This window comes from Pseudarthrobacter scleromae, assembly GCF_014644515.1.
GTDB classification, from domain to species: domain Bacteria; phylum Actinomycetota; class Actinomycetes; order Actinomycetales; family Micrococcaceae; genus Arthrobacter; species Arthrobacter scleromae.
Window position 1 is genome coordinate 457,495 of the sequence record NZ_BMKV01000002.1, and the last position, 26,014, is coordinate 483,508.

The 26,014-nt window shown below is 67.7% G+C and carries 25 protein-coding genes; 20 read left to right on the forward strand and 5 right to left on the reverse strand.

Going from position 1 to position 26,014, the window contains the following annotated elements:
• Nucleotides 1–65 precede the first annotated feature (65 nt).
• The 14 genes from dacB (at nucleotide 66) to panC (ending at nucleotide 14,038) form a co-directional block, all read left to right on the forward strand.
• Nucleotides 66–1,595 carry a D-alanyl-D-alanine carboxypeptidase/D-alanyl-D-alanine endopeptidase gene (gene dacB / locus IEX33_RS06985; protein WP_188728869.1) on the forward strand — a complete coding sequence of 510 codons (1,530 nt, stop codon included), beginning with the start codon at nucleotides 66–68 and terminating at the stop codon, nucleotides 1,593–1,595.
• Nucleotides 1,596–1,751: 156 nt separating this feature from the next.
• Complete coding sequence (locus IEX33_RS06990; protein ID WP_188729214.1) at nucleotides 1,752–2,885, forward strand: zinc-dependent metalloprotease; 1,134 nt, start codon at nucleotides 1,752–1,754, stop codon at nucleotides 2,883–2,885.
• Nucleotides 2,886–3,056: 171 nt separating this feature from the next.
• Nucleotides 3,057–4,112 (forward strand): tRNA lysidine(34) synthetase TilS, encoded by a 1,056-nt coding sequence (gene tilS / locus IEX33_RS06995; RefSeq protein ID WP_308421968.1) that lies wholly within the window; start codon nucleotides 3,057–3,059, stop codon nucleotides 4,110–4,112.
• 30 nt (nucleotides 4,113–4,142) lie between these two features.
• Entirely contained in the window at nucleotides 4,143–4,694 is a 552-nt protein-coding gene (hpt, locus tag IEX33_RS07000; RefSeq protein ID WP_041651844.1) for a hypoxanthine phosphoribosyltransferase, read from the forward strand.
• Between the two features lie 236 nt (nucleotides 4,695–4,930).
• Nucleotides 4,931–6,994, forward strand: coding sequence for an ATP-dependent zinc metalloprotease FtsH (gene ftsH / locus IEX33_RS07005; protein WP_188728870.1), 2,064 nt, complete (start codon nucleotides 4,931–4,933; stop codon nucleotides 6,992–6,994).
• 9 nt (nucleotides 6,995–7,003) lie between these two features.
• Nucleotides 7,004–7,648, forward strand: a complete 645-nt coding sequence (folE, locus tag IEX33_RS07010) for a GTP cyclohydrolase I FolE (protein ID WP_188728873.1) — start codon at nucleotides 7,004–7,006, stop codon at nucleotides 7,646–7,648.
• Nucleotides 7,649–7,658: 10 nt separating this feature from the next.
• Nucleotides 7,659–8,579, forward strand: coding sequence for a dihydropteroate synthase (gene folP, locus IEX33_RS07015; RefSeq protein WP_188728876.1), 921 nt, complete (start codon nucleotides 7,659–7,661; stop codon nucleotides 8,577–8,579).
• A gap of 10 nt (nucleotides 8,580–8,589) precedes the next feature.
• On the forward strand, nucleotides 8,590–9,012 hold the full coding sequence (gene folB, locus IEX33_RS07020) for a dihydroneopterin aldolase (RefSeq protein ID WP_229675268.1): 423 nt from the start codon (nucleotides 8,590–8,592) through the stop codon (nucleotides 9,010–9,012).
• Nucleotides 9,009–9,554: a 2-amino-4-hydroxy-6-hydroxymethyldihydropteridine diphosphokinase gene (folK, locus tag IEX33_RS07025; RefSeq protein ID WP_188728878.1), complete on the forward strand. Its 546-nt coding sequence runs from the start codon at nucleotides 9,009–9,011 to the stop codon at nucleotides 9,552–9,554. The genes folB and folK overlap by 4 nt, the downstream gene beginning before the upstream one ends.
• Nucleotides 9,551–10,123, forward strand: a complete 573-nt coding sequence (locus tag IEX33_RS07030; protein ID WP_188728880.1) for a DUF3180 domain-containing protein — start codon at nucleotides 9,551–9,553, stop codon at nucleotides 10,121–10,123. Before folK ends, IEX33_RS07030 begins: the two co-directional genes overlap by 4 nt.
• Complete coding sequence (locus IEX33_RS07035) at nucleotides 10,104–10,616, forward strand: PH domain-containing protein (protein ID WP_188728882.1); 513 nt, start codon at nucleotides 10,104–10,106, stop codon at nucleotides 10,614–10,616. Before IEX33_RS07030 ends, IEX33_RS07035 begins: the two co-directional genes overlap by 20 nt.
• Nucleotides 10,613–12,232: a PH domain-containing protein gene (locus tag IEX33_RS07040; protein WP_377090341.1), complete on the forward strand. Its 1,620-nt coding sequence runs from the start codon at nucleotides 10,613–10,615 to the stop codon at nucleotides 12,230–12,232. Before IEX33_RS07035 ends, IEX33_RS07040 begins: the two co-directional genes overlap by 4 nt.
• Nucleotides 12,225–13,118, forward strand: coding sequence for a Rossmann-like and DUF2520 domain-containing protein (locus IEX33_RS07045; RefSeq protein WP_188728884.1), 894 nt, complete (start codon nucleotides 12,225–12,227; stop codon nucleotides 13,116–13,118). The genes IEX33_RS07040 and IEX33_RS07045 overlap by 8 nt, the downstream gene beginning before the upstream one ends.
• Before the next feature lie 2 nt (nucleotides 13,119–13,120).
• Nucleotides 13,121–14,038 carry a pantoate--beta-alanine ligase gene (gene panC, locus IEX33_RS07050; protein WP_188728886.1) on the forward strand — a complete coding sequence of 306 codons (918 nt, stop codon included), beginning with the start codon at nucleotides 13,121–13,123 and terminating at the stop codon, nucleotides 14,036–14,038.
• Nucleotides 14,039–14,050: 12 nt separating this feature from the next.
• Here panC and IEX33_RS07055 read toward each other — a convergent pair whose 3' ends face one another.
• Nucleotides 14,051–14,317, reverse strand: a complete 267-nt coding sequence (locus IEX33_RS07055; protein WP_188728888.1) for a hypothetical protein — start codon at nucleotides 14,315–14,317, stop codon at nucleotides 14,051–14,053.
• Nucleotides 14,318–14,445: 128 nt separating this feature from the next.
• Between IEX33_RS07055 and IEX33_RS07060 the strand changes: the two genes are divergently transcribed.
• The gene (locus tag IEX33_RS07060; protein WP_188728890.1) at nucleotides 14,446–15,063 is read left to right on the forward strand and encodes a TetR/AcrR family transcriptional regulator; all 618 of its coding nucleotides are present in this window, start codon (nucleotides 14,446–14,448) and stop codon (nucleotides 15,061–15,063) included.
• Between the two features lie 46 nt (nucleotides 15,064–15,109).
• Here the strand turns inward: IEX33_RS07060 and IEX33_RS07065 are convergent, their stop codons facing one another.
• Together IEX33_RS07065 and IEX33_RS07070 are read right to left on the reverse strand one after the other, a co-directional pair.
• Complete coding sequence (locus IEX33_RS07065; RefSeq protein ID WP_188728892.1) at nucleotides 15,110–16,150, reverse strand: LacI family DNA-binding transcriptional regulator; 1,041 nt, start codon at nucleotides 16,148–16,150, stop codon at nucleotides 15,110–15,112.
• Nucleotides 16,129–17,889: a glycoside hydrolase family 13 protein gene (locus IEX33_RS07070; RefSeq protein WP_188728894.1), complete on the reverse strand. Its 1,761-nt coding sequence runs from the start codon at nucleotides 17,887–17,889 to the stop codon at nucleotides 16,129–16,131. Before IEX33_RS07070 ends, IEX33_RS07065 begins: the two co-directional genes overlap by 22 nt.
• 218 nt (nucleotides 17,890–18,107) lie before the next feature.
• On the opposite strand from IEX33_RS07070, the gene IEX33_RS07075 reads away from it, so the two are divergent.
• The 5 genes from IEX33_RS07075 to IEX33_RS07095 all read left to right on the forward strand — a co-directional run bounded on the left by IEX33_RS07075 (nucleotide 18,108) and on the right by IEX33_RS07095 (nucleotide 24,344).
• Entirely contained in the window at nucleotides 18,108–19,448 is a 1,341-nt protein-coding gene (locus IEX33_RS07075) for a sugar ABC transporter substrate-binding protein (protein WP_188728897.1), read from the forward strand.
• 7 nt (nucleotides 19,449–19,455) lie between these two features.
• Entirely contained in the window at nucleotides 19,456–21,060 is a 1,605-nt protein-coding gene (locus IEX33_RS07080) for an ABC transporter permease subunit (RefSeq protein WP_188728899.1), read from the forward strand.
• Nucleotides 21,057–21,998, forward strand: coding sequence for a sugar ABC transporter permease (locus tag IEX33_RS07085; protein WP_229675269.1), 942 nt, complete (start codon nucleotides 21,057–21,059; stop codon nucleotides 21,996–21,998). The genes IEX33_RS07080 and IEX33_RS07085 overlap by 4 nt, the downstream gene beginning before the upstream one ends.
• Before the next feature lie 139 nt (nucleotides 21,999–22,137).
• A complete protein-coding gene (locus IEX33_RS07090; RefSeq protein ID WP_188728901.1) occupies nucleotides 22,138–22,704 on the forward strand; it encodes a type 1 glutamine amidotransferase domain-containing protein in 567 nt (188 codons plus the stop codon).
• A gap of 164 nt (nucleotides 22,705–22,868) precedes the next feature.
• Nucleotides 22,869–24,344 carry an MDR family MFS transporter gene (locus IEX33_RS07095; RefSeq protein WP_188728902.1) on the forward strand — a complete coding sequence of 492 codons (1,476 nt, stop codon included), beginning with the start codon at nucleotides 22,869–22,871 and terminating at the stop codon, nucleotides 24,342–24,344.
• Nucleotides 24,345–24,411: 67 nt separating this feature from the next.
• On the opposite strand, the gene IEX33_RS07100 is transcribed toward IEX33_RS07095, so the two are convergent.
• A complete protein-coding gene (locus IEX33_RS07100; RefSeq protein ID WP_104185690.1) occupies nucleotides 24,412–25,248 on the reverse strand; it encodes an alpha/beta fold hydrolase in 837 nt (278 codons plus the stop codon).
• A gap of 83 nt (nucleotides 25,249–25,331) precedes the next feature.
• Entirely contained in the window at nucleotides 25,332–26,003 is a 672-nt protein-coding gene (locus IEX33_RS07105; protein WP_188728904.1) for a TetR/AcrR family transcriptional regulator, read from the reverse strand.
• Nucleotides 26,004–26,014: the final 11 nt, after the last annotated feature.

A 26,014-nucleotide genomic window follows, 5' to 3' on the forward strand; every position in this document is an offset into this window, starting at 1 on the left:
ATAGCGAGAGGCCCTGGAATCAGGAACTTGTGGGGAAATTTCAGGACTTGAGGACCGGCGCAGGCATGACCAAAACCAGCAGTACGGATCAGTGGCTTGGCCGTGCCCGGCAGGCAGCGGGGAGCGGCGCCAGTGGCGTGCGGCGGTCCTGGCCGTTGGTCCTGCTCTCGGCGCTTCTTGTGGCCCTCGCGGTCCCGGCCGCACTGCTGGTGGCGCCAGGCTTCCTCGGTCCCGAACCACCAGCGCCCGCTCCTCCCCCGCCCGCCTGGCAGCAGGTTCCAACAGCACTTTCTCCCGTGCCGGGGCTCGCCCCGCCGGACGGCTCCGCTCCCGTTCCGCTCCCGTCCGCCGTCAGTGCCCAGCTGGAACCGCTGCTGAAGGCCGATGGCGGCGGAACCTTCACCGCTGTGGTGCAGGATGCGCTTACCGGCCAGGTCCTGTTTGACCGTGGCGGTTCGGAAGGCCGGGTGCCGGCGTCCAACATGAAGCTGCTGGCGGCGGTCGCCGCCCTGCGGGCCCTCGGCCCCGAGCACAGGTTCGCCACCCGGGCTGTCGCCGGGCCGGAGCCAGGCCAGGTGGTGCTGGTTGGCGGCGGCGACGTCCTTCTTGGACCCGGAGGGTCCGCCCCGGAGCAGGTGATGGGCCACGCAGGCCTGGCAACCCTGGCGGCCCAGGCCGCGGAGGCCCTGCAAACGGGCGGCGCCACAGGGGAGATCAAGGTCCTGGTGGACGATTCCCTCTTCCCGGGCCCCGCCCTGAACCCGGCGTGGGAGCCAGGGGACGTGGCCGCCGGTGAAGTCGCTCCCGTATATCCCCTGGCATTGAACTCCGCCCGCTACGATCCCGCCGTCACCACCGGCCCCCGCCCGCAGGACGCGGCAATGACGGCGGCGGAGGAATTCGCGGCCCGGCTGCGCACGGCAGGCGCCGGCGCGGGACTTACCGTGGCAGCCGCCGTCGAACGCCTGCCCCGGACGACAGCCGGCGCGACGGTCCCACCCGGCCCGGAGGGGAACAGCCAGCCGGCAGTGCTGGGCGAGGTTCATTCCGCCACTGTTGCGGAGCAGGTGGACCTGATGCTCCAGGACTCGGACAACTACCTGGCGGAGGCGCTGGGCCGGCTCACAGCGCTGGCTGACGGGCTGCCGGGAAGTAACGACGGCGCCACGGCGGCGGTGGGTGCGCAGCTGGCCGCTGCCGGACTGGCTGCGGAGGGGATGAAGCTGGTGGACGTGTGCGGCCTGGCCATGGGCAACCAGGTCCCGGCCCGGCAGTTTTCCGAGGTGGTGCGGGCCATCACGTCCGGCACGGACACCAGGCTCCGGGCGGCGCTGGACGGCTTCCCGGTGGCGGGCCTCTCCGGAACCCTGGATACCCGGTACGGTGATGCCGCCACCGCGCGGGGTGCGGGACTGGTGCGCGCCAAGACCGGCACCCTCAACACCGTGCTGGCACTGAGCGGCTACGTGGTGGACGCGGACGGCCGGCTCCTGGTCTTTTCCTTTATTGGTAACGGGCTGACCCCCGGTGCCGCGGGGAACAAGGAGGCGCTGGACCGCGCCGCCACCGCGCTCGCCGGTTGCGGCTGCCGCTAAGGGGGCCGGAAGGGCAGTCCTGCCCCGCAAGGGCGGCCCTGACACGCAGGGGGCCAGCACCGCCCATGGGGCGCCGGGCCGTTCATGGTGGGCAGATGGTTCGCCGGTGAGCGAACTTAAGGACTATCCCAAGCATGCTGTGTTCTGATGGGAACCATGGAGCCCACAGCACGCGAGTCGTCAGCCCAGACGTTGTCCGCCACGGCACAGTCCCTGATCAACTGGGACCTCGCCGCCTCCACCGCCGCGCGCCTGGCCCCGGCCGGGCCTGTGCTGGACCAGGCCGCCATCAGCGAGGCCGTGGACAGCCTGCGGCGCCTGGCGGATGTGTCCGTTGACCATGTCCACGAGATCACCGGGCTGGAAGCAGCGCGCGACCTCCGCGACTCCTCCGTGCTGGTGGTGGACCGCGCATCCTGGGCCAAAGCCAACACGCAGAGCTTCGCCGTGATGCTCAAACCCGCCATGGAAAAGATGCTGGAAAACAGGCAGGGCACGCTGAGCCCGGGCGCCGCCAGCGTCAGCGGGGCCATCACCGGAAGCCAGCTCGGCGCCGTCCTGGCTTTCCTGTCCAGCAAGGTCCTTGGCCAGTACGATCCCTTCGCCGCCCTCGCCGAAGGCTCCACCGCGCCTCCGGCCGGCAGGCTCCTGCTCGTGGCCCCGAACATTGTGGCCGTGGAACGCGAACTCAACGTCACCCCGGAGGATTTCCGGCTCTGGGTGTGCCTGCACGAACAGACCCACCGCGTGCAGTTCGCCGCGGCACCGTGGCTTCGGCACCACATGCTCGAGCAGATCGACCAGCTCAGCGTGCACCTGCTGGGCAACGTCGATTCCCTGATGGAGCGTGCCACCGCGGCTGCCCGCTCGCTTAAGGACCGTACCGCCTCGGGGAACACTCCCGGCCGGGGCGCCATCCTGGACCTCCTCCAGGACCCGGAGGAGAAGGCCGCCATCTCGCACCTCACGGCCGTGATGAGCCTCCTGGAAGGCCACGCCAACGTGGTGATGGACGCCGTGGACGCCAGCATCATCCCGTCCGTGAAGACCATCCGGCAGCGGTTCAACGACCGCGGCAAGGACCGCGGCGTGATCGAAAAGTTCATCCGCAGCCTCCTGGGCCTGGACGCGAAGATGCGCCAGTACTCGGACGGCGCCAGGTTCGTCCGCGCCGTGGTGGACGCCGCGTGCATGGAAGGCTTCAACAGGGTCTGGGAGTCCGCGGACCACCTGCCCACCGAACCCGAGATCCACGACGCCAAGCTGTGGCTTGAGCGGATGGGACTCTGATTGCCGCGCAGCCAGCCACCTGAGGCCGCTTCCGACGTCGAAGCCACCGCCGGGAGCTCCACTGCGGGCTGTACTGCGGGCACCGCCGCGGGTGCCATGAGCGGCGGTTTCAGCAGCGGACGACGACGGCCCGGCAGGCTGGCGCCCGTCGTCGGCACAGCGCGCAAGGCGCTGGGGGACGCCCTGGCCCAGGCCGGCTATCCGCGCCATGTCCTGGTTGCCTGCAGCGGCGGCCCGGACTCCCTGGCCCTGGCAGCCGTGGCCGCGTACTTTGCCCGGCGCGGGCATGTGGACGGCCACCTGGTGACGGTCGGGGCGGCAGTGGTTGACCACCAGCTGCAGGAAGGGTCCGCGCAGGTCGCCGCCAGGACCGCGGAAATGCTGCAGGAGCTGGGCCTGTCCCCGGTGGAAGTCCGGCCCGTAACGGTGGACGGCACCGGCATGGGGCCCGAGGCCGCAGCCCGCGAGGCCCGGCACGCCGCACTGGAAGCGGCAGCGGCAAGCCAGGGAGCGGCGGCAATCCTGCTGGGCCACACCCTGGACGACCAGGCCGAACAGGTGCTCCTGGGCCTGGCGCGCGGCTCAGGCACGCGCTCGCTGGCCGGCATGAGGCCTGCGAGGGGCGCCCTGCTGCGGCCGTTCCTGGGGCTTCGCCGGGCCGACACGGAAGAGATCTGCGAGGTGGAGGAGCTCGAGCCGTGGCACGACCCCACCAACTCGGACCCGTCCTATGCCCGCTCCCGGACGCGCGTGGAGGTACTGCCGCACCTGGAGGCAAATCTCGGTCCCGGCGTCGCGGAATCCCTTGCCCGCACAGCCTCCATCCTGCAGCTCGACGCCGATTACCTCGAGGATGTGGCGGAAGCCACCTTCGCGTCCCTCGTGGAGCGGAACGGCCCGGAGGTGAGCCTTCCAGAGGAGGCGTTGCGCGCCCTGCCCCCTGCGATCAGGTACCGCGTGATCGCCAAGGCCGCGGCCGACGTCGGCGGGCAGCAGCCCAGCTACCAGCGCCTTTTGGCTGCGGAGGCGCTGCTGCGGCGGCAGGGCTCGGCAGGGCCGGTGGAACTCCCCGGCGGAGTAAGCGCCTACCGCCTGTCCCTCGCGCAGCTGGCCGGGGCGGAGGCCGCGGACAGCCCGGCAGCCGGCGGTAAAGCCAAACCCGTTCCCCGCGAAGCCACACGCTGTGGGAAGCTAGTACTCCGGCCTCAAAAGCCGCCCGCAAAATAGTCGCACCCCGCATCTACACAGGAGCCATTGGTGGATTCAAACGACGTCCAGGCAGACCTCAAGCACGTTCTCTACACCAAGGAACAGATCCAGCAGCGGATCACCGAACTCGCTGCCCAGATCGACAAGGACTACGAGGGCCGCGAAATCCTCATCGTGGGCGTGCTCAAGGGCGCGGTGATGGTCATGGCTGACCTGGCCCGGGCGCTGCACAGCCACATTTCCATGGACTGGATGGCTGTGTCCTCCTACGGTTCCGGCACTCAGTCCTCCGGGGTTGTCCGCATCCTTAAGGACCTGGACACGGACCTCATGGGCAAGGACGTGCTGATTGTCGAGGACATCATCGACTCCGGCCTCACCCTGTCCTGGCTGAAGACCAACCTGGAATCGCGCGGCACGGCCTCGGTGGAGATCTGCACCGCGTTCCGCAAGCCCACCGCCGCCAAGGTGGAGATCGACGTCAAGTACGTTGGCTACGACATCCCCAACGAATTCGTGGTTGGCTACGGCCTGGACTACGCCGAGAAGTACCGCAACCTGGACTTCGTGGGCACCCTGGCGCCGCACGTTTACGAGTAGGCTGCCCCGCCCGATAGGCCGCCCGCGCCGGCGTCGGCATTGACCTGCACAACCCCCGCCCTTTGACCAGGCCCGCCGCCGTCCTGGCGGCGCTACGCCCACAGGGAACTTTTGCCGTCCATCATGCGTGATCTACTCCGGACGGTGTATAGCTAGAAGCTGACGCAGCACCATCACGCGCGCAGACTATTCGCCGTGCAGCACTACCAGAAGGGACGGGGCCAGCCCCCGAACAGATGAAAGCTAAGAACTTCTTCAAAGGCCCGGGCATCTGGATCGTCGTCGTGGTCGGCCTGCTCCTGGTGGCCTTTGCAACGCTTGCCCCCGGTGGTGCGGCACGGATTGACACGGACAAGGGCCTTGAACTGCTCTCCGGGGACCAGGTGGAGCAGGCCAAGATCTTCGACGGAGAAAACCGCGTTGACCTGACTTTGAAGGACAACCTGCAGCTCGACGGGCAGGACAAGGGCAAGAGCGTCCAGTTCTTCTTCGTGGACGCCCGCGCCGAGGACGTGGTCAAGGCCGTCACGGACGCCAGGCCGGCCCAGGGCTACACGGACCAGCCGATTGAGAGCAACTGGTTCTCCGGCCTGCTCTCCCTGCTGATTCCCGTCATCCTCCTGGGTGCCCTTTTCTGGTTCCTCATGACCCGCATGCAGGGCGGCGGCTCCAAGATCATGCAGTTCGGCAAGTCCAAGGCCAAGATGGTCAGCAAGGACATGCCGCAGGTAACCTTCGCCGACGTCGCCGGATCCGACGAAGCCGTCGAAGAGCTCCAGGAGATCAAGGAATTCCTCCAGGAGCCCGCCAAGTTCCAGGCCGTGGGCGCCAAGATCCCCAAGGGCGTGCTGCTGTACGGCCCTCCGGGTACCGGTAAAACCCTCCTGGCCCGCGCCGTCGCAGGCGAGGCAGGCGTCCCGTTCTTCTCCATCTCCGGCTCCGACTTCGTGGAAATGTTCGTGGGTGTGGGTGCCTCACGCGTCCGCGACCTGTTCGAGCAGGCCAAGGCCAACTCCCCGGCCATCATCTTCGTGGACGAGATCGACGCCGTTGGCCGCCATCGCGGTGCCGGCATCGGCGGCGGCAATGACGAACGCGAGCAGACGCTCAACCAGCTCCTGGTGGAGATGGACGGTTTCGACGTCAAGACCAACGTCATCCTCATTGCCGCCACAAACCGCCCGGACGTGCTGGACCCCGCACTGCTCCGCCCCGGACGTTTCGACCGGCAGATCGGCGTGGAAGCACCGGACCTGATCGGGCGCGACCAGATCCTGCAGGTCCATTCAAAGGGCAAGCCGATGGCACCCGGAGTGGACCTCAAGGCCGTGGCGAAGAAGACTCCCGGGTACACCGGCGCAGACCTGGCCAACGTCCTGAACGAGGCCGCGCTGCTCACCGCGCGCTCCAACGCGAACCTCATCGACGACCGTGCGCTGGACGAGGCCATTGACCGTGTCATGGCCGGACCCCAGAAGCGCAGCCGCGTGATGAAGGAGCACGAACGCAAGATCACCGCCTACCACGAAGGCGGCCACGCCCTGGTGGCGGCAGCGCTGCGGAACTCCAGCCCGGTCACCAAGATCACCATCCTGCCCCGCGGCCGCGCCCTGGGCTACACCATGGTGGTCCCGGACAACGACAAGTACTCCGTGACCCGCAACGAACTGCTGGACCAGATGGCCTACGCCATGGGCGGCCGCGTTGCAGAAGAAATCGTGTTCCACGACCCGTCCACCGGCGCGTCCAACGACATCGAGAAGGCCACCGGCACCGCACGCAAGATGGTCACCGAGTACGGCATGAGCGAACGCGTCGGCGCAGTCCGGCTGGGCCAGGGCGGCGGTGAGCCCTTCCTGGGCCGCGACGCCGGTCACGAGCGCAACTACTCGGACCAGATCGCCTACGTGGTGGACGAGGAAGTGCGCAGGCTCATCGACCAGGCCCACGACGAGGCCTATGCCATCCTCACCGAAAACCGCGACGTCCTGGACCGGCTGGCCCTCGAGCTTCTGGAACGCGAAACCCTGAACCAGGCCGAGATCGCCGACATCTTCCGTGACATCCGCAAACGCGATTTCCGCGAAGTGTGGCTGTCCAAGGAGTCCCGTCCGGTCCAGATGGCGGGCCCGGTGGAGTCGCGCCAGGAAAGGGCGGAGCGCGAGGCCCAGGAGGAGGCAAAGCAGGCGCGCCTGGATGAGCCGCTGGACGCCCAGCCGCCGCACCCGCAGGGTGTTCCGGAGGATGCTCCGTTCCAGGGCGGCGTCACCGACGCGGGCCCGGACACCCTTCGCGGCTAAGCTTTCTACGTGACCCACTTCGACGACGACGACGTTCCCGCCTCCGCCGGATATCCGGCGGAGGGCGGATCCCACCACTCAAAGCACCACAAGGTGGACCGGCCCCGGATTGAGGCGGCCGTCCGTGAGATTCTCATTGCCATCGGAGAGGACCCGGACCGCGGCGGCCTCATCGACACCCCCAAGCGCGTGGCCAAGGCCTACGCCGAGGTGTTTGCCGGGCTGCACCACGACCCCGCGGACGTCCTGTCCACCACCTTCGACCTTGACCATGAGGAACTCGTCCTGGTCAAGGACATCCCGTTCTATTCCACCTGCGAGCACCACCTGGTGCCGTTCCACGGGGTGGCCCACGTGGGTTACATCCCGTCTCACGAGGGCAAGGTGACGGGCCTGAGCAAGCTGGCCCGGCTCGTGGACATTTACGCCCGCCGCCCGCAGGTGCAGGAGCGGCTCACCACTGAGATCGTCGAGGCGATGGTCCGCTACCTCAAACCCCGTGGCGCCATCGTCGTTGTTGAATGCGAACACATGTGCATGTCAATGCGCGGTATCCGCAAGCCCGGAGCGAAGACCGTCACCAGCGCGGTCCGCGGGCAGCTCCATGACCCGGCCACCCGTGCCGAAGCCATGAGCCTCATCCTCGGAAGGTAAACCCCAGACCATGGACTCACTCGCTGCAGCGCCGGGAACCGGCCCCGCAACATCCCCCCTGCCCATCCTTCGCAAACCGCGGCCGGCGGCCCGGTTCGAAGACCTCCCCACGGACCGCACGCTGGTCATGGGCATCCTGAACGTCACCCCGGATTCGTTCAGCGACGGCGGCCGGCATGCCACGGCGGACACTGCCATCGCGGCGGGGCTGCGGATGTTCTACGCCGGTGCGGACATCATTGACGTTGGCGGCGAATCCACCCGGCCCGGTGCCGAGGACGTCAGCCCGGAAGAAGAACAGCAGCGTGTGGTCCCCGTCATCCAGGCACTGGTGAAGGCAGGGGCGCTCGTCAGCATCGACACCACGCACGCCTCCACGGCCGCCGCTGCGGTGGAAGCCGGTGCTGCCATTGTCAATGACATCTCAGGCCTCAGCATCGAACCGGAAATGGCGGAGTTCGTGGCGGCCGCCAAGGTTCCGTACATCCTTACCCACCGCCGCGGGGACGCGCGCACCATGAATTCGCTCGCCGACTACAAGGATGTGGCGGGGGAAGTGGTGGCCGAACTCGCAGGCGTGCGGGACAAGCTGTATGCCGCCGGTGTCACCGCGGAAAAGATCATCGTGGACCCGGGCCTGGGGTTCGCCAAGAACGACGCCCAGAACTGGGAGCTCCTGCAGAACCTGGACCAGCTGGACAGCCTGGGCCACCGCATCCTGGTGGGCGCCTCACGCAAGCGGTTCCTCGGCACCCTGCTCACGGTGGCCGGCAAGGCCGCCGCCCCGGAGGAGCGCGACGGCGCCACCGCCGCCATCACCGCCATCAGCGCTTACCGCGGCGCCTGGGCCGTCCGCGTGCACGACGTCGGCCCCAGCCTTGACGCCGTCAAGGTTGCCGCGCGCATGGCCGCACCCCGCGCCGACAGCTAAGCCGCGCGCCATGGACAGGATTACGCTGAGCGGGGTGACCGCCGTCGGCCATCACGGCGTGTTTGATTTCGAACGCCGCGAGGGCCAGCCTTTTGTTGTGGACGCAGTGCTGTACCTGGATTTCGCCAAGGCGGCGGAGTCCGACGACGTCCGGGACACCGCGCACTACGGCGAGGTGGCGCAGCGTATTACCGAGTGGATCTCCGGCGAGCCGCTGAACCTGATTGAAGCCCTGGCTGTTCGGATCGCTGACGGCCTGCTGTCCGAGTTCCAGCTGGAGGCCGTGGATATCACCGTCCACAAGCCGCAGGCGCCCATCGAGGTGCCCTTCGGCGACGTGGCGGTCAGCGTCCACCGCGCCCGGCGCGTTGGGGAAAAGCGCGATGGGGAAATGCGCGATGGGGATAAGCAAGCCCAGGGGGAGGGGCCATGAACAGCGGCTATACCAAGGCAGTCCTGGCGCTCGGCAGCAACCTGGGCGAGCGCAACGACACCCTGTCCGAGGCTGTGGCGGACCTCGTTGATCCGCCGGAGGTGCGGCTGCTCGCCGTGTCGCCGGTTGTGCAGACGAAGGCGGTGGGCGGTCCCCCTAACCAGCCGGACTTCCTCAACATGGTCATCACCGTGGAAACCAGCCTGGCTCCGCACCAGTTGCTGGACCACTGCCAGGCCGTGGAGAACAAGCACCACCGCGTGCGGGAGGTGCGCTGGGGGCCGCGGACGCTCGACGTCGACATCATCACCTACGGCGACCTCCGCAGCGACGACCCCACCCTGACCCTGCCCCACCCCCGCGCCGCCGTCCGCGCCTTTGTCCTCTACCCGTGGTCGCTCATCGAGCCTGCTGCCACCCTGGACGGGGAACGGATCAGCGCTCTGGCCGCCCGGGCTGACGATTTTGGCGACCTCGCACCGTTCGACGGCTTCGGTGACTTCGACGGCGTGCCCACGGCCGGGGCGGTGGAAGAACGATGAAACCCATCAATCCGCTGCGCCTCCTGCTCATCGGCTTCATCCTGGCCGTGGCGGGCTGGTCCGCCACGGTGGTGACCAGCCGGTTCAGCATGTCCACCCCCGTCCTCCCGGCCACCGCCCTGGCCACCATGGGCGTGATCGTTGCCATCACCTTGATCCTGGGCATCCGGGTGCTGAAGTGGCGCAACAGCCTCAACGGCACCGGTGCCAGGACGGGCGCAAAGAACGGAACCCGGAAAAGGCCCGTGCTTGACCCGCTCCTGGCCGCGCGGACCCTGGTCCTGGCACAGGCCTGCGCCTACGCCGGAACCGTGCTCCTGGGCTGGCATGTGGGCATCTTTCTGGACCAGCTCCGCATCTGGAGCCTGCGCAGCAACCAGGGCATCACCTGGCTGGCACTTGCCATGGCCGGCGGGGGACTGGTGATGATCGTGGTGGGCCTGCTGGTGGAGCGGTTCTGCAAGATTCCGCCGGAGGACGGCGACACCAAGGGCATCGAGGGAAAACCCGGCCGTACCGTGCATGGTGAAGCCGCCGGGGAAGGCGAATATGCGTACCGAGGCGATTGACCCTCCCGGCATCACCTGGCAGCGCGTGTCCCCGAAGTACGTCACCGTCAGGATGGTGCAGTGGGCCCTGGCCAACGTGGCCACCGTGCTGGTGCTGGCCCTTCCGCTGGTGCTTGTCCTGGCGGGCGTGTGGGCCTGGCCGCCGCTGTGGCTTGCAGTTGCCGTGCCCGCGGTGGCATTGGTGTCAGCCCTCTGGCGGCTGGCGCTCATCCCGCGGCAGGTCCGTGCCATCGGTTATGCCGAACGCGATGACGACCTCCTGATCAGGACCGGCATCTTCTTCCAGCGCACCATGGCCGTCCCCTACGGGCGCATGCAGTATGTGGACATCGGCGTGGGCCCGGTGGAGCGCGGACTGGGCCTGTGCACGCTTAAGCTCCACACCGCATCACCCGGCACCAACGCCCAGATCCCGGGCCTGCCCGCCGCAGAAGGTGCCCGGCTGCGCGAGCAGCTGGCGGCGCGGGGCGAAGCCAGGCTGGCAGGGCTGTGACTGCGGAGGAACCGCGTCCCGGGCCCGCCGCCTCCCTCCCTGACGCAGGCGGCGCCGCGGCTGCAGCGCAGCCGGACACCGCGCAGCCAGCCATCTCGTCCGACGGCGAGTGGCTGCGCGTGCACCCGGCCTCGCCCTTTATCCGCGGCTGGGTAGCCCTGGCCGCCATAGCTTTCTTCTTCGGCCGTGACATCTTCGAACGCTCGCTGCAGGGCAGGCCGGTCTTCGAGGAAGAGCTCGCCGGCCGGGCTTCCTGGCTGCTGGCGGGCGGCGGCACGGTGCTGCTGGTTTCGGTGCTGGGCTTCCTCCTCACCTGGTACTTCACCAAGTACCAGGTGTCCGGCGGCTACGTGAGGGTCAATACCGGTTTCCTTTTCCGGCAGCAGCGCCAGGCGAGGCTGGACCGGGTCCAGGCCATCGACATCGTGCAGCCCCTGCTTGCCCGGATCTTCGGCCTCGCCGAACTCAAGTTCGAGGTGGCCGACGCAGGAGAGTCGGCGGTGCGCCTGGCCTACCTGAAAATCGACGACGCCCGGCAGCTCCGCGCCACCATCCTGGCCCGTGCCGCGGGCGTGGCCGTTGACCCCGCCAACCCGGAGCAGCCGTCACCCGAGGCGCCCGAATTCCAGGTCCTGTCCGTGCCGCCGCAGCGCCTTGTGGGTTCCCTGCTGCTCAGCGAGCAGAGCTTCTTCGTGGTGGCGGGCGGCATTGCCTCCGTGGTGCTCGCAGCCGCTACGGACAGCCAGGCGTTCTACCTCTACCTCATTCCTGCGGGCCTTGGCCTGGCAGCCAGTTACTGGGGACTGTTCAACAAGGGCTACAACTTCACGGCCGCGATCTCCCCGGACGGCATCCGGCTCCGCTACGGCCTGCTGGACACCCAGGCGCAGACCCTTCCGCCCGGGCGGATCCAGGCCCTGAAGGTCACCCAGCCGCCGCTGTGGCGTCCGCTGGGCTGGTACCGGATGCAGGTCAACGTGGCAGGCTACGGTGTGGTGGAGAACGCGGGAGAAGGCTCCGCCCGGACCACCCTCCTGCCCGTCGGCACGCTGGCGGACGTGATGGGCATGCTCGCACTGGTGCTGCCGGACCCTGGAACCCCGCAGCCCGCCGTCGTCTTCGGTGCGGGGCTGACCGGACTGGATTCCGACGGCGGATTCGTCACCACGCCGCGGAGGGCCCGCTGGCTCGCCCCCCTGGGCTGGCGGCGGAACGGGTTCGCGGCCACGGACACCGCCCTGCTGCTCCGCTCGGGGCGCTGGTGGCGGCAGCTTGTGGTGGTTCCGCACCAGCGCACTCAGTCCATCGCCCTGCACCAGGGTCCGCTGGCACGCCGGTTCCGCGTTGCCGACCTGGTGCTCCACACCACCCCCGGACCCGTGGTGCCGCGGCTGGCCCAGGCAACTACGGAGGTGGCCCTGTCCTTGTTCGACGAGCAGTCTGCGCGCGCACGGCTGGCCAGGAAGCGGCAAACCACCGAACAATGGCTCCGGCAGGTGGCGCCTGGTGACCCGGCGGCCGGCACCGGGCCAGTGGCCGGGCCCCTGGAAGTCCCAACCCCCTTGGAAACCCCAACCCCAACCCCACAGCAACAGGAAGGCGGGCAGCATGGCTAAGCCGGGACGCCTCGGCGTCGGAATCATCGGCGCGGGCAAAGTGGGGGCGGTCCTTGGCGCCGCCCTGCGCGCCGCGGAACACGCCGTCGTCGGTGTTTCGGCGCTCTCCGAGGCGAGCCGTGAGCGCGCAGAAACGTTGCTCCCCGGCGTGCCCGTCCTGGAAGTGCAGGAGATTGTTGAGCGGGCGGAGCTGGTCCTGCTGGCCGTCCCCGACGACGCCCTCCCGGGCCTGGTGGACGGGCTCGCGAAGCTGGGCGCATGGCAGCCGGGGCAGCTGGTTGCGCACACCTCCGGCCGGTTTGGCGTGGGCGTCCTGCACCCGGTCAGGGCCGCCGGAGCCGTCCCGCTGGCGCTGCACCCCGCCATGACGTTCACGGGGATGAGCCTGGACCTCACCCGGCTGCTGGACTGCACCTTCGGCGTCACGGCCGATGCCGCCATGCTTCCCATTGCGCAGGCGCTGGTGGTGGAGATGGGCGCGGAGCCGGTGGCCATTGCCGAGGCGGACCGGACGCTGTACCACGCAGCCCTGGCGCACGGTTCCAACCACCTGGTCACCCTCGTTGCGCAGGCGTCCGAGCTGCTGCGCTCGGTGGGAGTGGAGTTGCCGGAACGCATGCTGGGCCCGCTCCTGCGGGCCACGCTGGAGAACGCGCTGGCGTCAGGGGAGTCCGCCCTGACCGGTCCGGTGGCGCGCGGTGACGTTGGCACGGTCGCGGCGCACGCCGAGGCGCTGCGGGAGTTCGACGGCGGCGGGCACGGCGATGTGCTGGCCGCCTACCTTGCCATGGCACGCGCCACCGCCCTGCGGGCAGAGGGGCGCGGACTGTTGAAGCCGGACCAGCTGGAGGGGCTGCGCCACGCCCTCGATCCCAAGGAGGACTGACGATGCCCATCAAACTTGCCACCACGGTGGCCGGCCTTCGAACCGAAGGTGCCCGGCTGCTGGGCTCCGGACAGGGCAGATCCCAGGGGCTCGTGCCCACCATGGGTGCGCTCCACGAGGGCCATGCCGCCCTGGCGCGTGCCGCCGTCGAACAGAACGATGTTGTGGTGGCCACCATTTTCGTCAACCCGCTGCAGTTCGGCGACGCCGTGGACCTGGACCGCTACCCACGCACGCTGGACGCCGACCTTGCACTGCTGGAGGAGCAGGGCGTGGACCTGGTCTTCGCGCCGCCGGTAGAGGAGGTCTACCCCGGCGGGGAACCGCTGGTGCGCATCACCTCTGGCCGGCTGGGCGAAAAATGGGAGGGCGCCTCCCGGCCGGGCCATTTTGACGGTGCCCTGACGGTGGTGGCCAAGCTCCTCCACTACGGCCTGCCCGCCGCGGGGCTGCCTGCCGCAGGTGCGGCACCGGGAGGCCTGCCCGCCTACCGGGCGTACTTCGGCCAGAAGGACGCGCAGCAGCTGGCACTGGTCCGGCGCATGGTGGCGGACCTCAATTTCCCGGTGGAGATCGTGGGCGTACCAACGGTGCGTGCTGTCGACGGGCTGGCGCTGTCCAGCCGCAACCGTTTCTTGTCTGACGAAGAGCGGGAGGCTGCCCTGGTGCTGGCGCGGGCCCTCCGGCTGTTGGAGGAACGGGCAAACACCCGGAAACCGCTGGACCTTGACTCAGCCCGGGCCCTGGTGGAATCCCAGCCGCTGGTGGCGCTGGACTACTTCGACGTGGTGGACCCGGTCACCCTGGAGCCGCTCGCGGAGAACTGCCGGGAGACGCCGTTCAGCGGTGAGGCGCTGGCGCTCATTGCCGCCAAGGTGGGGCCGGTGCGGCTGATCGACAACGCACCGCTGAGTTCCTGACCCCGGGCTGCGCTACATGCACGGCTCTTCGCGGTTGGTCATCAGCTGTTCGAGCAACGCGCGCTCCGGCCTGCCGGGGTGCTTGGCAACGCAGCGGCGCAGCCGGGCCCTGGCCAGCTCTTCGCCGGGTTCGCGGCTGCAGAGAACTTCATCGATGATTTCCTGGGCCTGCCACCGGAGGGACTCAATGGCGAACTCCCGGATCTCGGACGGGGTGTCATCGGCCATCCACGAATCAGGGTCTGAGGGAACGCTCTGGAACATCCGCTCTGCTGACATCGGGGCCTCCTTGCACCTGTCCGAAGCGGCCTGTGTGGGGGCCTCCACGGCGTCGAAGCACTGCGCTACGGGAAACATTACAGGTGGGAAGACCGGTCTGTCTTCCCCCGGAGTAGACTGATTTTGCGATGAATCCAGAGGCTAAAGTCCCGGCGTTCCCCGAAGCTGCCGCGCTGGCGGAATCCGGTCCTGCCCATTCGGTGGACAGGATCCTGGCTGTTGCCTACGAGCTGTTTTCCACGCGCGGCGTGCGGGACGTCGGCGTCAACGAGCTCATTGAGCGGTCCGGGGTTGCCAAAGCCACTTTCTACCGGCATTTTCCGTCCAAGGACTCGCTGGTCTTCGCATTCCTGGAGCAGCGGGACAAACAGTGGACCATGGACGGGATCCTCTCCGAGGCACGCCGCCGGGGCACCACTCCCGAGGAGCAGCTGCTGGCGATCTTCGACGTGTTCGGGGACTGGTTCCTGCGGGAGGACTTCGAGGCCTGTTCGTTTGTGAGGGTCATGCTGGAGATGGGGCCGGCCCATCCGCTGGGGCAGGCCAGCATCGATTACCTGGCAAAGATCCGCGGCCATGTCCAGGCCGTGGCGGAAGAGGCCGGGCTGGTGCGCCCCGAAGAGTTTGCCCGCTCGCTGCTGATCCTGATGAAGGGGTCCGTCATCCAGGCCGTCGAGGGTGACACGCTGGCCGCCGACCGTGCCCGGCAGATGGCGGTCTGGCTGATCGGACACCACAGCGGCTGACTCCCCGCTGCTCTCAAACGAACCGTTGTCCGGGGGCCAACCGCTGTCAGGCGCCGGGCTGCCCGGCGGGGATGCGGGGTGCGGAGGTGCTGGAGCGGACCACCAGCCGGGTCTCCATCAGCTCATCCGCCGGCCCTGCGGCGGCGGCGTCCCCGTCATCCTGCACCAGCGCCAGCAGGCGCTCCACCGCCCGCGTACCCTGGCTCCGCGGAAACTGGTCGATGGTGGTCAGTCCCAGGATCTCGCCCATTTCGTGGCCGTCCACCCCAATGACGGACAGCTCCTCGGGGATCCGCAACCCGAGGTCGCGGGCCGCCAGCATTGCGCCGAAGGCCATCTCGTCGGATGCGCAGAAGATGGCGGTGGGCCGTTCCTCTGCATCCGCCAGCAGCTGCTTCGTTTCCTTGTACGCATCGTTCGCCGAGTAATCGGAAATGAGGGACCAGGCTTCGCGCAGGGGCAGGCCTGCCGCCGCCATCGCGTCCTCATACCCGGCACGGCGGCCGCTGGAGATCTCGAAGTTCCTGCCGTATTCGTGCTCGCCGCCGAGGTGCGCCACCCGCGTATGCCCCAGGCTGATCAGGTGGTTGGTGGCGCGCCGGCCCACCTCCACGTCGTCAATCCGGAGGGTGGGGATCCCAGGCAGCGGACCGCCCACGCCGACCACCGGGATTCCGGCCGCGAGGATCTGTTCGGTCTCGTGCGCGTTGAGCTGGAGCGAAACTGCCAAAACGCCGTCGAGCCGCTTGCGCAGGAGGAAATCCCCCAGCACCGATTCCCGGTACCGGTCGCCTTGGAAGTCGTACAGGGTGAGGTCGTAGCCGGCGTCCATCAGCGCTGAATTGGCGCCCTCGAGCAGCGTGGCGAAGTACCACCTGTTGACGAAGGGGAGGACCACCCCGATGTTGTGGCTGCGCCCGCTCGCCAGGCTGGAGGCGTGGTAGGACATGACGAAGCCGAGTTCGCTGGCGGCGGCGGTCACGGCCTCCCTGGACCGGGCGGACACACTGCCCTTCCCGCTCAGAGCCCGCGACGCCGTCGCCTGCGAAACACCCGCCAAACGGGCTACATCCCTGATTCCTGCCACTGACCCTCTGATGTTCCGCTTGGCCCCATGCGCAGCCAGATGCACTGCGCAGGTCCCAGTTTACGCTGGGCGGCTGCGTCCCCGTCCGTGCTGAGCAGGATCTCCAGGCCGGGCAGGCCAACCGGCGCCTCACCCATGTTCATCATCACCAGGACTCCGTTGTTCACGAACGTCACGCAATCCGAAGCCGAGGACCCTTCAAGCCAGTCCAGGGAGCCGGCTCCGAGCTTCAGGGCGCGGCGGAGCCCCAGCGCCCGGCGGTACAGGGACAGGACAGAGGACCCGTCCCGGTCCTGCACATCCCGGGACAGCGCTGCCCACTCCTCCGGCTGCGGCAGCCAGGACTCGCCGGTGCTGTTGAAGCCGAAAGCCGGTGCGGCCGCCTCCCAGGGCAGGGGCACCCGGCAGCCGTCCCGGCCGATGCGTTCTCCCGCGGTGCGCTTGAATGACGGGTCCTGGCGGAACGTGTGGTCCATCGTGGTGTGATCGGGCAGCCCCAGTTCTTCGCCCTGGTACAGGTACACGCCGCCCGGCAGCGCGAGCATGAGCATCGAGGCCGCGGCGGCCCGTTGCAGGCCAAGCTCCGCGTCGGGCTGGACATCCTCGGCACCCAGGCCGTCGCCGGGGCGGGCCGCAGGCTCCACGATGCCGAAGCGCGTTGCGTGCCGGACGACGTCGTGGTTTGAAAGTACCCAGGTGGTGGGCGCCCCGACCGAATCGAACATCCGCAGCGAGCTTTCGATCACGGCACGCAGCCGGGCCGGGTCCCATGGGGTGCCAAGGTAGGCGAAGTTGAACGCCTGGTGCATCTGGTCCGGCAGGACCCAGTTCGTCAGCCGGGACAGGGGATCGATGCTGGCTTCGGCGCAGAGGATGCGGTCGCCGTCGAACTCGGCCAGGACCTCGCGCCACCTGCGGTAGATGTCGTGGATTTCAGGCTGCCCGAACATCGGCGCAAGGTTGCCAGGGAAATCGTCGGTGCTGATGCCGTCGGGCCGGCCATGCCAGTCCGGCAGGCCTTCGGCTTTGACCAGGGCGTGGGCCACGTCCACGCGGAAGCCCGCAACGCCACGCTGGAGCCAGAAGCGGAGGACGCGTTCGAACTCGGCGTGCACGGCCGGGTTGTCCCAGTTGAAGTCCGGCTGGGAGGAATCGAAAAGGTGCACGTACCACTGGCCGGGCTCGCCGGAGGGCTCGGTAATGCGGGTCCAGGCCGGGCCGCCAAAGTGCGACTGCCAGTTGTTGGGCGGGAGCTCCCCGGAGGCCCCGCGGCCGTCCCGGAAGATGAACATCTCCCGTTCGGGGCTTCCCGGCCCTGCCTGGAGTGCGGCCTGGAACAGGGCGTGGTCCGAGGAGCAGTGGTTCGGCACGAGGTCGATGATCACCCGGATGCCCAGCGAATCTGCCCGGGCAACCAGTGCGTCAAAGTCCGCCAGGGTGCCGAACACGGGATCCACGTCGCAGTAGTCGGCGACGTCGTACCCGCCGTCCCGCTGCGGCGAAACATAGAAGGGTGAGAGCCACACGGCGTCGACGTCAAGCGCCGCCAGCTGGTGCAGCTCGGCCGTGATGCCGGGCAGGTCGCCCTGGCCGTCGCCGTTGAGGTCCCGGAACGAGCGGGGATAGATCTGGTAAATCACCGAGGACCGCCACCATTCCGTGCCGTGGTCGGCGGGGTGGACCGGCACCAGCCGGAGTGCGGATACGTCGGACTCATCGAGGGTGAGTGTGTTGGTCATCCGGTTATGCTAGCGGTATTTGCGGCAGAAATGGAACAGCTTCCATTCAGTATCCACGCGGAAAACTTTAATTCGCGGATCGTGTGGACGTTCTCAATGGAATCGCTTACAGTTGTGACTTGTCTCACCGCCAGGGTTGGCATCTGACAGCCGACATCTCACAGGGCGGGCATTTCTTATACCGGGCAGTTGCCCAAATTCATGAAGGAGGCGCATCGGTGCGCACAGCTCTTACCAAGCCCTTGGCCCGCAAGGCCAGGCTTTCACTCACGACGGCGGCCGCCGTCTCCCTGATGCTTCTCGCCTCAGGCTGCTCCGGCGGACAGGCCCCGGCAGGCGGCGCATCAGGCGCTGCCTCCGAAAGTGCGGCAGCTGCCCCCCAGGCTGGAGAAGCAGCCACCGGCGAGGCACCCGCACGCGGGGACGCCGACCTCGTCATCTGGGCCAACGGCCCCGTGGTCCAGGCACTGCAGCCCATCGCCGACAAGTTCGGCGAAGAGAACGGCATCACGGTGGAAGTCCAGACCGTTGCCACCGAGCTGCAGACCAACTTCGTCACGGCCAACGCCTCAGGCAACGGTCCGGACATTGTCATGGGTGCGCACGACTGGATCGGGAACCTGGTCCAGAACGGTGCCATCGATCCCGTGCAGATCACCGCCGAGCAGAAGGCCGACCTCCTGCCTGTGGCCACGGACGCCGTGACTTACAACGGCCAGACCTACGGCATGCCCGCTTCGGTTGAATCCCTGGTCCTTATCCGCAACAAGGCACTTGCCCCCGAGGCGCCTGCTTCCTTCGAGGACCTGCTGGTGGCCGGCAACGCGGCAGTAGCCGCCGGGACCGCCGAGCGGGCGCTGAACCTGCAGGTGGGCCCCAAGGGCGACGCCTACTTCATGCAGCCCCTGTACTCGTCCGCGGGAGGCTACCTCTTCGGCAAGAAGGCCGACGGCAGCTTCGACACCGCAGACCTCGGTGTTGGCAAGGAAGGCTCCATCGCGGCTGCCGGGAAGATCGCCGAGCTCGGCGAAAAGGGCTCCAAGGTCCTCAGCACCTCCGTCAGCGCCGACAACTCCATCGCACTGTTCAACCAGGGCAAGACCGCCTTCATGGTGAACGGCCCATGGGCGCTCGGCGACGTGAAGAAAGCCGGGATTGACTACGGCCTGAGCGCCGTCCCGGGCTTCGCGGGCATGGAGCCCGCGCAGCCCTTCACCGGCGTGCAGTCGTTCTACGTCGCGTCCAAGGGCAAGAACAAGTCCTTCGCCGAAACCTTCGTCCAGACCGCCGCATCGCAGAAGGAAACCCAGCGCGCGCTGTACGAGGCAGTCCGCATCCCGCCGGCGATCGCATCCCTGGTGGAAGAAGTGGCACAGACCGATCCTGACACCAAGATCGCTGCCGATGCCGCTGCTGCAGGCATCCCCATGCCTTCGCTGCCCCAGATGGCTGCCGTGTGGGCCCCGCTGGGCCAGGCAGAGGCCGCCATCGCCGGCGGCGCAGACCCCGCGGCCACCATGGAGCAGGCCGGCCAGACAATCGCCGGTGCACTGAAGTAACACCCCGATGACCACCCGAACTAAGAACTCCTCGGGGAAGGCGGTGGGGCCCGGACTTTCGCTGGGCTCCACCGCGTCGGTCCCCGCCCTGCTGGCCAAGATCCTTGGACTGGGGGCCGTGCTCGGCGCCGCCGTATCCCTGACGCCGCTGCTGCTTGCCGGCGGCGAATGGGCCATGCTCATCGGACTGTGGGCCGGTGCCGCAGGGCTCCTGGCCGTCTATTCCACCAAGCGCCTGGTGCCGCTGAAGTACCTGCTGCCGGGCACCCTGCTCCTCACCGTCTTTGTCCTCCTGCCGATTCTTTCCACCGTGCAGCTGTCCTTCACCAACTCAGGCGACGGAACCCGCGGATCCAAGGAGGACGCGGTTTCCACCATTGTCCGGAACTCCGTGACCCAGCTTCCGGAGTCCAGGACCTTCAACCTGACAGTAGGTACCACGGGGTCCGTTGCGGACGGGCCCTTCACGTTCTTCCTGGTGGAGGCGCCGGCCAACGGCATCTTCGCCGGCGACGAGCAGGGCCTGCGCCCGCTTGCCGGGGAGGACGTGACGGTCGACGGCGGCTACGTCCGCGGTGCCGACGGCTACCAGATCCTCACGGGCAAGGAAGTCAACGCCGCAGGGCCGAAGATCAGCGGACTGACTGTCCCCACGGACAAGGGCGCGATCCGCGCCCAGGGCATCAACCGCGCCTTCGAAGGCGTCCAGACACTGACCTACGACGCCGGAACGGACAGCATCACCGATTCGGTGTCCGGGAAGGTCTTCACAGTCCAGCAGTTCGGCGACCGGGAATACTTCGCGGACGCGAACGGCAGCAAGGGGTTCGACCAAAGCTGGGAACGGAACGTCGGCCTCGCCAACTACGTCCGTCTCTTCACCGACCCCCAGGTCCGTGAAGCCCTGCTCGGCTCCTTCGTGTGGACGCTCGTCTTCGCCGTCGGCTCGGTGGCCACCACCTTCGTCGTCGGACTCCTCCTCGCCACCGCCCTTAACGATCCCCGCATCCGCGGACTCAAGCTCTACCGGGCCGTCATCATCGTTCCCTACGCCATCCCGGTGTTCATCTCCTTCATCGTCTGGCAAAGCTTCTACAACAAGGACTTTGGGCTCATCAACTCGATGCTCGGCGGAGCCAAGATCGACTGGCTTGGCGACCCTTTCCTTGCCAAGGTCGCCGTGCTGCTGACCAACCTCTGGGTGGGCTTCCCCTACATGTTCCTGATTGCCACCGGAGCGCTGCAGGCGCTTCCGCAGGACATCGCGGAGGCCGCCAAAATCGACGGCGCCAGCTCCTGGACCACCTTCACCAAGGTCCAGTTCCCGCTGCTGCTGGTGGCCGTGGCACCGCTGCTGGTGTCCTCGTTCGCGTTCAACTTCAACAACTTCAACGTCATCCAGCTGGTCACCGGCGGCGGTCCCTTCCCGGCCAGCGGCGGACAGATTGGCGCCACGGACATCCTGATCAGCGGCGCCTACCGCATCGCGTTCGGCGGGGCAGGCGCCGAGTTCGGTTTCGCCTCGGCAATTTCCGTAGTCCTGTTCATTGTCACGGCAGTGCTTGCAGGCATCCAGTTCCGCTACACCAAAGCCTTGGAGGATGTGCGATGACCAACCTGCTGACGGAAGCTCCGGCAGAAGAAGGCGCACCGGCGCGGCGGACAAACATGCTGGTCCGCAAGGACGGGCTCGAGCTGCCCCGCGGCAAGCGGTGGTGGCGGGAAGTGGGCTGGCGGCACATGGTGGGCCTGGCCGGCGTCGCTTTCGCAGGTTTCCCTGTCCTTTACATCATTTCCGCGGCGTTCAATCCGCTCGGAAGCGTGGCCACAACGGAACTGATTCCCACCACCTTCAGCCTGGTCAACTTCGAGACCCTGCTGGGCGGTTCCAAGGGCCCGTTTGGAACCTGGTACCTGAACACCCTGGTCCTGTGCACTGCGGTTTCCGTGGCCCAGGTCCTGCTGAGCACGCTTGCGGCCTACGCCTTCTCCCGCTTCCGCTTCTACGGGCGGCGCGGCGGGCTGCTGGCGCTGCTCCTGGTCCAGATGTTCCCGCAGTTCCTGGCCGTCGTGGCACTCTTCCTCATGATCGCGAAATTCGGCGAGCTGGTTCCGGCTATCGGACTGAACACCCTCGCAGGCTATGCGCTGGTCCTGATGGGCGGGGCGCTGGGCCAGGTCTGGCTGATCAAGGGGTTCTTCGATTCCATTCCGCACGAGCTGGACGAGGCCGCCCGGATTGACGGGGCGGGACACTTCCGGACGTTCACCAGCGTGATCCTCCCGCTGATCAGGCCCGTGCTGGCCGTGACTGGGCTCCTGGCATTCGTGGCCGTCATCGGCGAGTACATCCTGGCGAGCATTTTCCTGACGGACAACGGCGTCAAGACGCTGGCGGTGGGCATGTTCGGCATCATCGCCGGGGACCGCAGCAACAACCTTGGCGTCTTCGCTGCCGGCTCGGTGATGATCGCGCTTCCCGTGCTCATCCTGTTCCTCTACCTGCAGAAGTTCATTGTGGGCGGGCTGACGGCCGGCTCCGTCAAGTAGGGAAGGACACCCCCGAATAGTCAGCTTGCTTATGACTTTTCTTCTTCCTAGGCTGGAAGCTGTCCGGCAAGCAAAGTTTCGAGCGGCGGCCGGCGCCTTGTACCAGGTGCCGGCCCCCCGCTCAGGCCAGGAGGAAAAAATGTCAGAACACAGCATCGCAGGCAAGAAGGTCGCATTCCTGCTGACGGACGGCGTGGAGCAGGTTGAGCTCACCAGTCCCTGGCAGGCAGTGAAGGACGCCGGCGGCCAGCCCACCCTGGTGGCACCCAAGAGCGGCAAGCTGCAGGGTTATAACGGCACGGAAAAAGGCGACACGTTCGACGTCGACCTCACCGTCGCAGAGGCGGACGCCTCGGACTACGACGCCCTGGTCCTTCCCGGCGGCGTGGTCAATGCCGACCACCTTCGCGTGGACAAGGACGCCCAAAGCTTCACCCGGAGCTTCTTCGAGCAGCACAAGCCGGTGGCCTCCATCTGCCACGGACCATGGCTCCTCATCGAGGCCGGTGTGCTGACGGGAAGGAGCGTCACGTCCTACCACACCCTGGCGACCGACCTGAAGAACGCGGGCGCCAACTGGTCAGATGAGGAAGTGGTGGTGGACCAGGGACTGGTGACCAGCCGCACCCCGGACGACCTCCCTGCCTTCAACAGCAAGCTGGTGGAGGAAATCTCGGAAGGCCGGCACGCAGGCCAGACGGCGTAGCGCGGACGCGCCGGGCAGGCTGTCCGGCAGCACCGCCCCCAGGTGTTCCCTCAGGGTTTGGGAAAAGTTCCGGTGCCGGGGAATTAGTCCAACCGGTAGAGTGTTGGCATCTGCAGCGGCCACGTTCCGCGCACCCACTCATCGCACTCCCTGAGGGAACACCCATGTCTACCGAAGTCTCTCCGAACGCCAGCGGCCAGTCCGTCCGCACCGAAGGAACCACACCCGCCGCGCCGGAGAAGATGTCCCGCGAGTCGGTGACCATCATCAGCACGCTGCTGGTGGCGACCTTCGTGGTGATCCTCAACGAGACCATCATGAATGTCGCCCTGCAGCGGCTCATGGTGGACCTGCAGGTGGACGCGCCCACCGTCCAGTGGCTTTCCACCGGATTCATGCTCACCATGGCCGTGGTCATCCCCACCACCGGATTCATCCTGCAGAGCCTGTCCACCCGGGCCGTCTTTATGCTCGCCATGGGCCTTTTCGCCGGCGGAACGGCCCTTGCCGCCGTGGCTCCCGGGTTCGAGCTGCTCCTGCTGGCCCGCATCATCCAGGCAGGCGGCACCGCGATCATGCTGCCGCTGCTGATGACCACCATCCTTACCCTGGTCCCGCTGGCCAGGCGCGGCGCCGTGATGGGCAACGTCAGCATCGCCATCTCCGTCGCACCCGCCATGGGGCCCACCGTCTCCGGGCTGATCCTTGAGCACTTCACCTGGCGCTTCATGTTCGTGTTCGTCCTTCCGGTCGCCCTTGCGGCCCTGGCGATCGGCGCCAAGTACCTGACCAACATCGGCCAGGCGGAGAAAACCAGGCTCGACTTCCCCTCGGTCATCCTCACCGTCCCGGCCTTCGGCGGACTGGTCTACGGCCTCAGCCAGATCGGCGGCGGCCACGGCGGCCAGGCCGGCCCCGGAACCACGGCCATCGCGGCACTGGTGATCGGCGTGGCCAGCCTCGCGGTCTTCGTCCTCCGGCAGGTGCGGCTGCAGAAGGCCGAAGCTCCGCTGCTGGACCTGCGCGCCTTCAACTTCCGGATGTTCACGGTCTCCGTGCTGCTGATGGTGGTGGCCATGATGGCGCTGTTCGGCGGCGTCATCCTGCTCCCGCTCTACCTGCAGGAGGTCCGCGGCCTGGGCTCCCTCGAAACCGGCCTCGCGCTGCTCCCGGGCGGCCTGGCCATGGGCCTGCTGGGTCCGGTCATCGGCCGGCTGTTCGACAAGGTGGGGCCGCTGCCGCTCACCGTCTCCGGGTCCATCCTGATGGTGCTGTCCCTCTGGCAGTTTTCAATGCTCGACGCCGGCACGTCCGTGGCATGGATCGTCACCCTGCACGTGGGGCTGAGCTTCGGCCTGGCGCTGCTGTTCACCCCGGCGTTCACCACCGGCCTGAACCCGTTACCGCCGCACCTGTATTCCCACGGTTCGGCCATCATGAGCACCGCCCAGCAGGTGGCCGGCGCGGCCGGCACCGCGCTGCTGGTGTCCATCTTCGCTGTGGTGTCCGCGGCGTCGGGACTCGTTGCGGGGATGAGCGCCGCCTTCCTGACGGCAACCGTGATCTCCCTTGCCGCCGTCGTACTCTCCGCGATGATGCGCAAGACCGAAGGTGCCGTCCCGGCCCACGCCGCCCACTAGCCCAACTGGGTAGCAGCAGATGTCGGAATGAGCCGTCAAAACGACATCTGCTGCTACTTACCTGGGGTCAGCCAGCGTAGAAGTCAGCCAGTTCCTTGATCAGCTTGTCCGGGGCCTTGATCACGCCGTCGTGGCCGTAGCCGGGGAGGATGGTGTAGCTGGATCCCGAGAGGACATCGTGGATCTGGCCGCAGGCAATCCCGAAGTACGCCGGGCTCTTCTCGCCCACCACAATCAGTGTCTCCAGCGGCAGCGCCAGGAACGGTTCGGCTGGCATGTCCGCGGCGATGATTGCCTTGATCTCGCGGACGCCGGTGCGCATCATCTCCCGCTGCTGCTTGCCCTCTGAGGTGCCGGCGGTCAGCTTGTTGGCCAGGGTCAGCATGGAGAGCGGCATGCGGGACGAAAATGCGCCGCCGGCTTCAAGCCCGCGCTGAAGCACGGCCAGGGCGCGGTCGTCGTCGCCGGCAGCGGCGGCACGCTCGTACTCCGCCGTCCAGTCCGCCTTGACGCTGTGGTTCACGGAGACGGCGGGATCGTACACGGCCAGCCGCTCAACGGGCAGCGTCCGGGCCGCATGCAGCGCCACGGCGCCGCCGAAGCTGTGGCCGAATACGTCCGTGCTGGACGTATGCTTCATGACGGTATGCAGGTCGCGGATGTCCACATCCAGCGTGTAATCCTCCGGCTGGGGCGACGACGAGCCGCGGCCCCGCCTGTTGAACGTGTGCACCGGACGGCCCAGGGCCGCGCTGAGCTTCTGCGCGAACTTGGTGTAATCCGCAGCGGTCACCATGGAGGGCGGCACAATAACAACGCCCGAACCGGCGGAAGCGAGCTCGGCACCCGTGGAGAAGAGCTCCAGCGTGCCGCCGTCGGGGGTCCTGATGTTCTCACGCGTCATGTTCCGAGCCTAGCTGAGCAACCTGATTGCGGGCACCATGGACGCTGCGCCCCAGGAAAACAGTGGCTGCGGCCCTGCGGTCGTCAGCCCAGGCGTGCGATGAGCGCCGCGCCCTGCTCCCGGATGGCAGGCAGTTCAGCGTCCAGTCCGCACAGGATGAGTCCTGCGTCCGCAGCCTGCAGCGGCGATTCGGGGGTTGCCATGCCGTCCGCGCGCAGGTTGATCAGCGATTCCACCAAGCGGAACGCCAAATCTCCCGGGCTGGATTGCCACGTGGCGGCCGTGCCGGCAGGAGGCAGGTCCGCGCCCAGCTCCCGGTACAGATTGCGCAGTTCCTGACGGTCGGCCAGGAAACGGGCAAAGCGGCCGCTGCGCGCCTCCGGCAGGTGGTAAAGGATTCCGAGGTTCCAGCGGGCGCTGCACAGTTGCGTTCCGTCGTAAAGCGCGACGGCGTGAAGCCGGCCGGCTGCCGCCCCTTCGGCCGGCGGCAGGGCAGCCACTGCACGCGCAAACTCCAGCCCTGCCAGGACGGTGCCCTCCAACAGGTCCCCGAGGATGTCGTCCTTGGTCTTGAAGTGGTGGTACAGCGAGGACTGCCTGACCCCCACCGCATCCGCAATGGACCGGGTGGACGTGGTGGCGAACCCCTGCGTGGTGAACAGCTCGGCGGCTGCATCCAGGATTTCGTCCCGGGCTGTGGCCCCTGGCCTGGAGGGTTCTTGGCTGCGAGGTCGTCCCGGTCCGGCTGAAGTCACCGCATCATTCT

Excerpts from the sequence above, each read along its gene's own strand:
- IEX33_RS07070 (WP_188728894.1), bottom strand. The coding sequence starts at position 17,889 with ATGACCAACACACTCACCCTCGATGAGTCCGACGTATCCGCACTCCGG.
- IEX33_RS07055 (WP_188728888.1), bottom strand. The coding sequence starts at position 14,317 with ATGTCAGCAGAGCGGATGTTCCAGAGCGTTCCCTCAGACCCTGATTCG.
- IEX33_RS07100 (WP_104185690.1), bottom strand. The coding sequence starts at position 25,248 with ATGACGCGTGAGAACATCAGGACCCCCGACGGCGGCACGCTGGAGCTC.
- IEX33_RS07095 (WP_188728902.1), top strand. The coding sequence starts at position 22,869 with ATGTCTACCGAAGTCTCTCCGAACGCCAGCGGCCAGTCCGTCCGCACC.
- folB (WP_229675268.1), top strand. The coding sequence starts at position 8,590 with ATGGACAGGATTACGCTGAGCGGGGTGACCGCCGTCGGCCATCACGGC.
- folP (WP_188728876.1), top strand. The coding sequence starts at position 7,659 with ATGGACTCACTCGCTGCAGCGCCGGGAACCGGCCCCGCAACATCCCCC.
- dacB (WP_188728869.1), top strand. The coding sequence starts at position 66 with ATGACCAAAACCAGCAGTACGGATCAGTGGCTTGGCCGTGCCCGGCAG.
- panC (WP_188728886.1), top strand. The coding sequence starts at position 13,121 with ATGCCCATCAAACTTGCCACCACGGTGGCCGGCCTTCGAACCGAAGGT.
- IEX33_RS07080 (WP_188728899.1), top strand. The coding sequence starts at position 19,456 with ATGACCACCCGAACTAAGAACTCCTCGGGGAAGGCGGTGGGGCCCGGA.
- IEX33_RS07045 (WP_188728884.1), top strand. The coding sequence starts at position 12,225 with ATGGCTAAGCCGGGACGCCTCGGCGTCGGAATCATCGGCGCGGGCAAA.
- IEX33_RS07030 (WP_188728880.1), top strand. The coding sequence starts at position 9,551 with ATGAAACCCATCAATCCGCTGCGCCTCCTGCTCATCGGCTTCATCCTG.
- IEX33_RS07085 (WP_229675269.1), top strand. The coding sequence starts at position 21,057 with ATGACCAACCTGCTGACGGAAGCTCCGGCAGAAGAAGGCGCACCGGCG.
- IEX33_RS06990 (WP_188729214.1), top strand. The coding sequence starts at position 1,752 with ATGGAGCCCACAGCACGCGAGTCGTCAGCCCAGACGTTGTCCGCCACG.
- folK (WP_188728878.1), top strand. The coding sequence starts at position 9,009 with ATGAACAGCGGCTATACCAAGGCAGTCCTGGCGCTCGGCAGCAACCTG.
- IEX33_RS07035 (WP_188728882.1), top strand. The coding sequence starts at position 10,104 with ATGCGTACCGAGGCGATTGACCCTCCCGGCATCACCTGGCAGCGCGTG.
- ftsH (WP_188728870.1), top strand. The coding sequence starts at position 4,931 with ATGAAAGCTAAGAACTTCTTCAAAGGCCCGGGCATCTGGATCGTCGTC.
- IEX33_RS07090 (WP_188728901.1), top strand. The coding sequence starts at position 22,138 with ATGTCAGAACACAGCATCGCAGGCAAGAAGGTCGCATTCCTGCTGACG.
- IEX33_RS07060 (WP_188728890.1), top strand. The coding sequence starts at position 14,446 with ATGAATCCAGAGGCTAAAGTCCCGGCGTTCCCCGAAGCTGCCGCGCTG.